This window comes from Kluyvera sp. STS39-E, assembly GCF_040932435.1.
Lineage (GTDB): Bacteria > Pseudomonadota > Gammaproteobacteria > Enterobacterales > Enterobacteriaceae > Kluyvera.
Genome location: NZ_JBFQGA010000020.1, coordinates 1 through 4,473 on the forward strand (window position 1 = coordinate 1; position 4,473 = coordinate 4,473).

Below are 4,473 nucleotides of genomic sequence, written 5' to 3' on the forward strand. Positions count from 1 at the left end.
ATGGTAGTGTGGGGTCTCCCCATGCGAGAGTAGGGAACTGCCAGGCATCAAATAGTGAAGAAGCCCATCCTAACGGATGGGCTTTTTTGCGTCTGTGGTCTGGGGAAATGGGATTAACGGCTCACGGTGTAGGCCTGATAAGCGCAGCGCCATCAGGCACGCCTAGTGCAGATTGCCGGATGGCGGCTTCGCCTTATCCGGCCTACCTCAGTCTATATAACCGCAAGCCTTCCCCGCACGGATACGGTAAACTACCGTGGATATAGCATCAGGAAAGTAACCATGACTCGCTCCTTGAAACCTTGGAATACCTTCGGCATCGATCATTGTGCTGAAAACATCGTATGCGCTGAAAATGAACAACAATTATTAAGCGCCTGGCAGCACTCTACCCATGAAGGGTTGCCGGTTTTAATTCTGGGCGAAGGAAGTAATGTACTGTTTTTGGACGATTATTCCGGTACCGTTATCCTTAATCGTATCAAAGGTATTGAGGTTCGTGAAACGGCAGATGCATGGCACCTGCACGTCGGCGCTGGGGAAAACTGGCATCAACTGGTGCGCTTCGCATTAGAGAATAATATGCCAGGCTTGGAAAACCTTGCGTTGATCCCTGGCTGCGCGGGCTCCTCACCTATTCAGAATATTGGGGCTTATGGGGTCGAGTTACGGCAGATCTGCGAATATGTAGACTGCATCGAGCTGGCTACGGGCGAGCGCCAACGTCTTTCCGCAGCCGAATGCGAATTTGGCTACCGGGACAGTATCTTCAAACATGCCTACCAAGACCGTTTCGTTATTGTTGCTGTCGGTTTCCAGCTAGCAAAAACATGGCAACCGGTACTGACCTACGGCGATCTCACTCGACTCGATCCTAAAACGGTGACACCGCGCGATGTTTTCGATGCCGTATGTCATATGCGTATGACTAAGCTTCCCGATCCTAAAGTGAATGGCAATGCCGGCAGCTTCTTTAAAAATCCGGTGGTTAGTACCGCATATGCCGATGTTTTACTGGCCAAATTCCCTAAAGCACCACATTATCCGCAGGCTGATGGAAGTGTGAAACTAGCGGCCGGCTGGCTTATTGATCAATGCCAGTTGAAAGGTCACACCGAAGGCGGGGCGGCAGTTCATCAGCAGCAGGCACTGGTGCTTATTAACAGCAATAATGCACAAAGTCGTGATGTTGTTCAGCTGGCCCACTACGTTCGCCAGCAGGTTGGCAACAAATTTGATGTTTGGCTGGAGCCAGAGGTTCGCTTTATTGGTCATGAAGGTGAAGTCAGCGCAGTTGAGGTAATTAAATGAAAGACAATACGGTGCCGTTGACCCTTATTTCCCTGCTTGCCGATGGTGATTTTCATTCGGGTGAGCAATTGGGCGAACAGCTAGGCATGAGCCGTGCGGCCATTAATAAGCACATGCAAACATTAAGGGATTGGGGCGTGGATGTCTTTACGGTTCCAGGTAAAGGCTACTGTTTACCAGAACCTATTCAGCTGCTGGATGTGGAGCGTATTCGTCAGGCGGTCAACTATGGCAGTGTTGCCGTTCTTCCCGTTATCGACTCTACCAACCAGTATCTTTTAGACCGAATTGGCGAGCTGCAGTCTGGCGATGCCTGCGTTGCTGAATACCAGCAGGCAGGCCGTGGTCGACGCGGAAGAAAATGGTTCTCTCCGTTTGGTGCCAATCTTTATCTTTCTATGTTCTGGCGTCTGGAACAAGGGCCTGCTGCTGCCATCGGCCTGAGTCTGGTCATCGGCATCGTTATGGCTGAAGTTTTGCAAAGTCTGGGTGCCGACAAAGTCCGCGTCAAATGGCCAAATGATCTTTACCTGAACGACCGTAAGCTGGCGGGTATCCTGGTCGAACTTACGGGGAAAACCGGTGATGCGGCGCAAATCGTCATTGGTGCGGGCATTAACCTTGTGATGCGCCGCGCAGAGAACGATGTGATTAATCAGGGATGGATTAACCTGCAAGAAGCCGGAATTATTATTGACCGTAATATCCTCGCGGCCCGTCTTATCAACGAACTGTATGATGCCTTACGTCTGTTTGAACAAGAGGGGCTAGCGCCATATCTAACACGCTGGGAAAAATTAGATAACTTTATTAATCGCCAGGTTAAACTGATTATTGGCGAAAAAGAGGTATTTGGCATTTCCCGTGGTATAGATACTCAGGGTGCATTATTACTTGAGCAGGATGGGATCGTTAAACCCTGGATTGGCGGGGAAATTTCATTGCGTAGCGCAGAATAAAAAAAAGGGAGCCAAGGCTCCCTTTCTTATATAAGAAAATTACTTCCGCAGGCGAACCTGTTCTACCGAGTGATTAGCACTTTTAGTCAGTATTAAACTGGCTCGCTCACGTGTCGGCAGGATATTTTCATTTAAATTCCTAAGGTTAATCTCATTCCATAGCGATGTTGCAACATCAACCGCTTCCTCTTTAGAAAGCTGGGCATAATTATGGAAATAAGAATCAGGGTCAGTAAAAGCGCCCTCGCGGAATTTAAGGAATCTATTGATGTACCAAGATTTTAATAATTCTTCTGGGGCATCAACATAAATGGAAAAATCGACGAAATCCGAAACAAATACATGGTGTGGGTCGTGTGGATAATCCATTCCGCTTTGCAGAACATTTAAACCTTCAAGGATTAATATATCTGGGTGAGTAACCGTTTTGTCACCATCAGGGATCACATCATAAATAAGATGAGAGTAAACGGGAGCCGTGACATCCGGAACCCCGGATTTTAGATCGGAAACAAACTGTACTAGGCGATGCATATCATAGGACTGCGGGAAGCCCTTCTTCTTCATCAGACCACGTTCTTTCAATACTTCGTTAGGATGTAGAAACCCATCGGTAGTAATGAGCTCAACGCGGCGATGTTCCGGCCAGCGGCTAAGCAATGCTTGCAGCACACGTGCGGTTGTACTCTTACCGACAGCAACGCTGCCGGCAATACTGATGATATAAGGAATACGCTGACCATTTGTACCTAGGAACTGCTCAAGTACGGCCTGCCGACGCAGATTAGAACTGATATAGAAGTTCAATAAACGTGATAAAGGCAAATAGATCTCAGCCACTTCTTCAAGCGACAGATCTTCGTTGATACCTTTCAGGCGTGTAATTTCCCCTTCAGTCAGGGTCATTGGCACTGAATCACGCAGCGCCGCCCACTGGCTACGATTGAACTGTAGATAAGGTGTCATTAACGTTTGCTCTTGTTTTTTCATAAGCATGTTCTGGCTGTCACGCTGATTCCGCACGACGCTTCACATTGAGTTAATCAGGACAATGGGCAGGAGGTTAACACCAGATGGAAGATAAAAAGAAGAAAAAATCCAACTGAGTGGCGCATTCGTGAGAAAACACCGCTCTTTGTTACTGACTGCTGGGAGCAGATATGCTGTTGAGATAGCTATATAGATAGAGAAGGCCTACGCAAAGAGCATTGAATGGCAACTTGCTGCGCTAATCGAAAGGCGATAGGGGGGATGCTGCCGGGCCAACTGCGCCATTTCTGGTTATAAAACTGGCACATTGTTTGGTTTTTACGCTCAGGCGCACAAAACATGAGCGATAGAACATTTTATGCAATTTTTTAGTTGCATGTCGGCACGTGTCTACATAGAATGCGCGCTACTTGATGCCGACTTAGCTCAGTAGGTAGAGCAACTGACTTGTAATCAGTAGGTCACCAGTTCGATTCCGGTAGTCGGCACCATCAAGTACCTGGTGGGGTTCCCGAGCGGCCAAAGGGAGCAGACTGTAAATCTGCCGTCACAGACTTCGAAGGTTCGAATCCTTCCCCCACCACCACTTTCAGGCTAAGCATTGCGAAGCCAGAGCTGGTTGGTAAAATAGCTAGCTCGAACAAAGAAAAGAGAGAAATCTCTTTTTTTTGCACAGAAAGAACTGGGTAGCCGAGTTTCAGGATGCGGGCATCGTATAATGGCTATTACCTCAGCCTTCCAAGCTGATGATGCGGGTTCGATTCCCGCTGCCCGCTCCAGACGTGCTGATATGGCTCAGTTGGTAGAGCGCACCCTTGGTAAGGGTGAGGTCCCCAGTTCGACTCTGGGTATCAGCACCACTTCACTTCTCCTTCCCGTTTCTCTCTGTTTAAATTAATGCATTCAACAGTTCAGGCTTATCGTCTGGTTGATGTGGTGATATCACCGATTTATCCGTGTATTAGAGGGACTATCGATGTCTAAAGAAAAATTTGAACGTACCAAACCGCACGTCAACGTCGGTACTATCGGCCACGTTGACCATGGTAAAACTACCCTGACTGCTGCAATCACTACCGTACTGGCTAAAACCTACGGCGGTGCTGCTCGTGCTTTCGACCAGATCGATAACGCACCAGAAGAAAAAGCTCGTGGTATCACCATCAACACTTCCCACGTTGAATATGACACCCCGACTCGCCACTACGCACAC

4 protein-coding genes and 4 tRNA genes are annotated in these 4,473 nt (G+C 48.2%); 7 read left to right on the plus strand and 1 reads right to left on the minus strand.

Annotated features, from left to right (window positions below):
• Window positions 1–282: 282 nt before the first annotated feature.
• Together murB and birA are read left to right on the plus strand one after the other, a co-directional pair.
• Window positions 283–1,311 (plus strand): UDP-N-acetylmuramate dehydrogenase, encoded by a 1,029-nt coding sequence (gene murB, locus AB4K05_RS24570; RefSeq protein ID WP_368482266.1) that lies wholly within the window; start codon window positions 283–285, stop codon window positions 1,309–1,311.
• The gene (gene birA / locus AB4K05_RS24575) at window positions 1,308–2,270 is read left to right on the plus strand and encodes a bifunctional biotin--[acetyl-CoA-carboxylase] ligase/biotin operon repressor BirA (protein WP_368482267.1); all 963 of its coding nucleotides are present in this window, start codon (window positions 1,308–1,310) and stop codon (window positions 2,268–2,270) included. Before murB ends, birA begins: the two co-directional genes overlap by 4 nt.
• A gap of 39 nt (window positions 2,271–2,309) precedes the next feature.
• Here the strand turns inward: birA and coaA are convergent, their stop codons facing one another.
• Window positions 2,310–3,260: a type I pantothenate kinase gene (gene coaA, locus AB4K05_RS24580; RefSeq protein WP_368482268.1), complete on the minus strand. Its 951-nt coding sequence runs from the start codon at window positions 3,258–3,260 to the stop codon at window positions 2,310–2,312.
• Window positions 3,261–3,675: 415 nt separating this feature from the next.
• On the opposite strand from coaA, the gene AB4K05_RS24585 reads away from it, so the two are divergent.
• The 5 genes from AB4K05_RS24585 to AB4K05_RS24605 form a co-directional block, all read left to right on the plus strand.
• Window positions 3,676–3,751, plus strand: a tRNA-Thr gene (locus AB4K05_RS24585).
• A 10-nt stretch (window positions 3,752–3,761) separates the two neighbouring features.
• Window positions 3,762–3,846: transfer RNA gene (locus AB4K05_RS24590), tRNA-Tyr, on the plus strand.
• A 118-nt stretch (window positions 3,847–3,964) separates the two neighbouring features.
• Window positions 3,965–4,039: transfer RNA gene (locus tag AB4K05_RS24595), tRNA-Gly, on the plus strand.
• 5 nt (window positions 4,040–4,044) lie between these two features.
• Window positions 4,045–4,120: transfer RNA gene (locus AB4K05_RS24600), tRNA-Thr, on the plus strand.
• Window positions 4,121–4,236: 116 nt separating this feature from the next.
• On the plus strand, window positions 4,237–4,473 hold a 237-nt coding region (locus AB4K05_RS24605; RefSeq protein ID WP_000031668.1), incomplete at its 3' end, for a GTP-binding protein.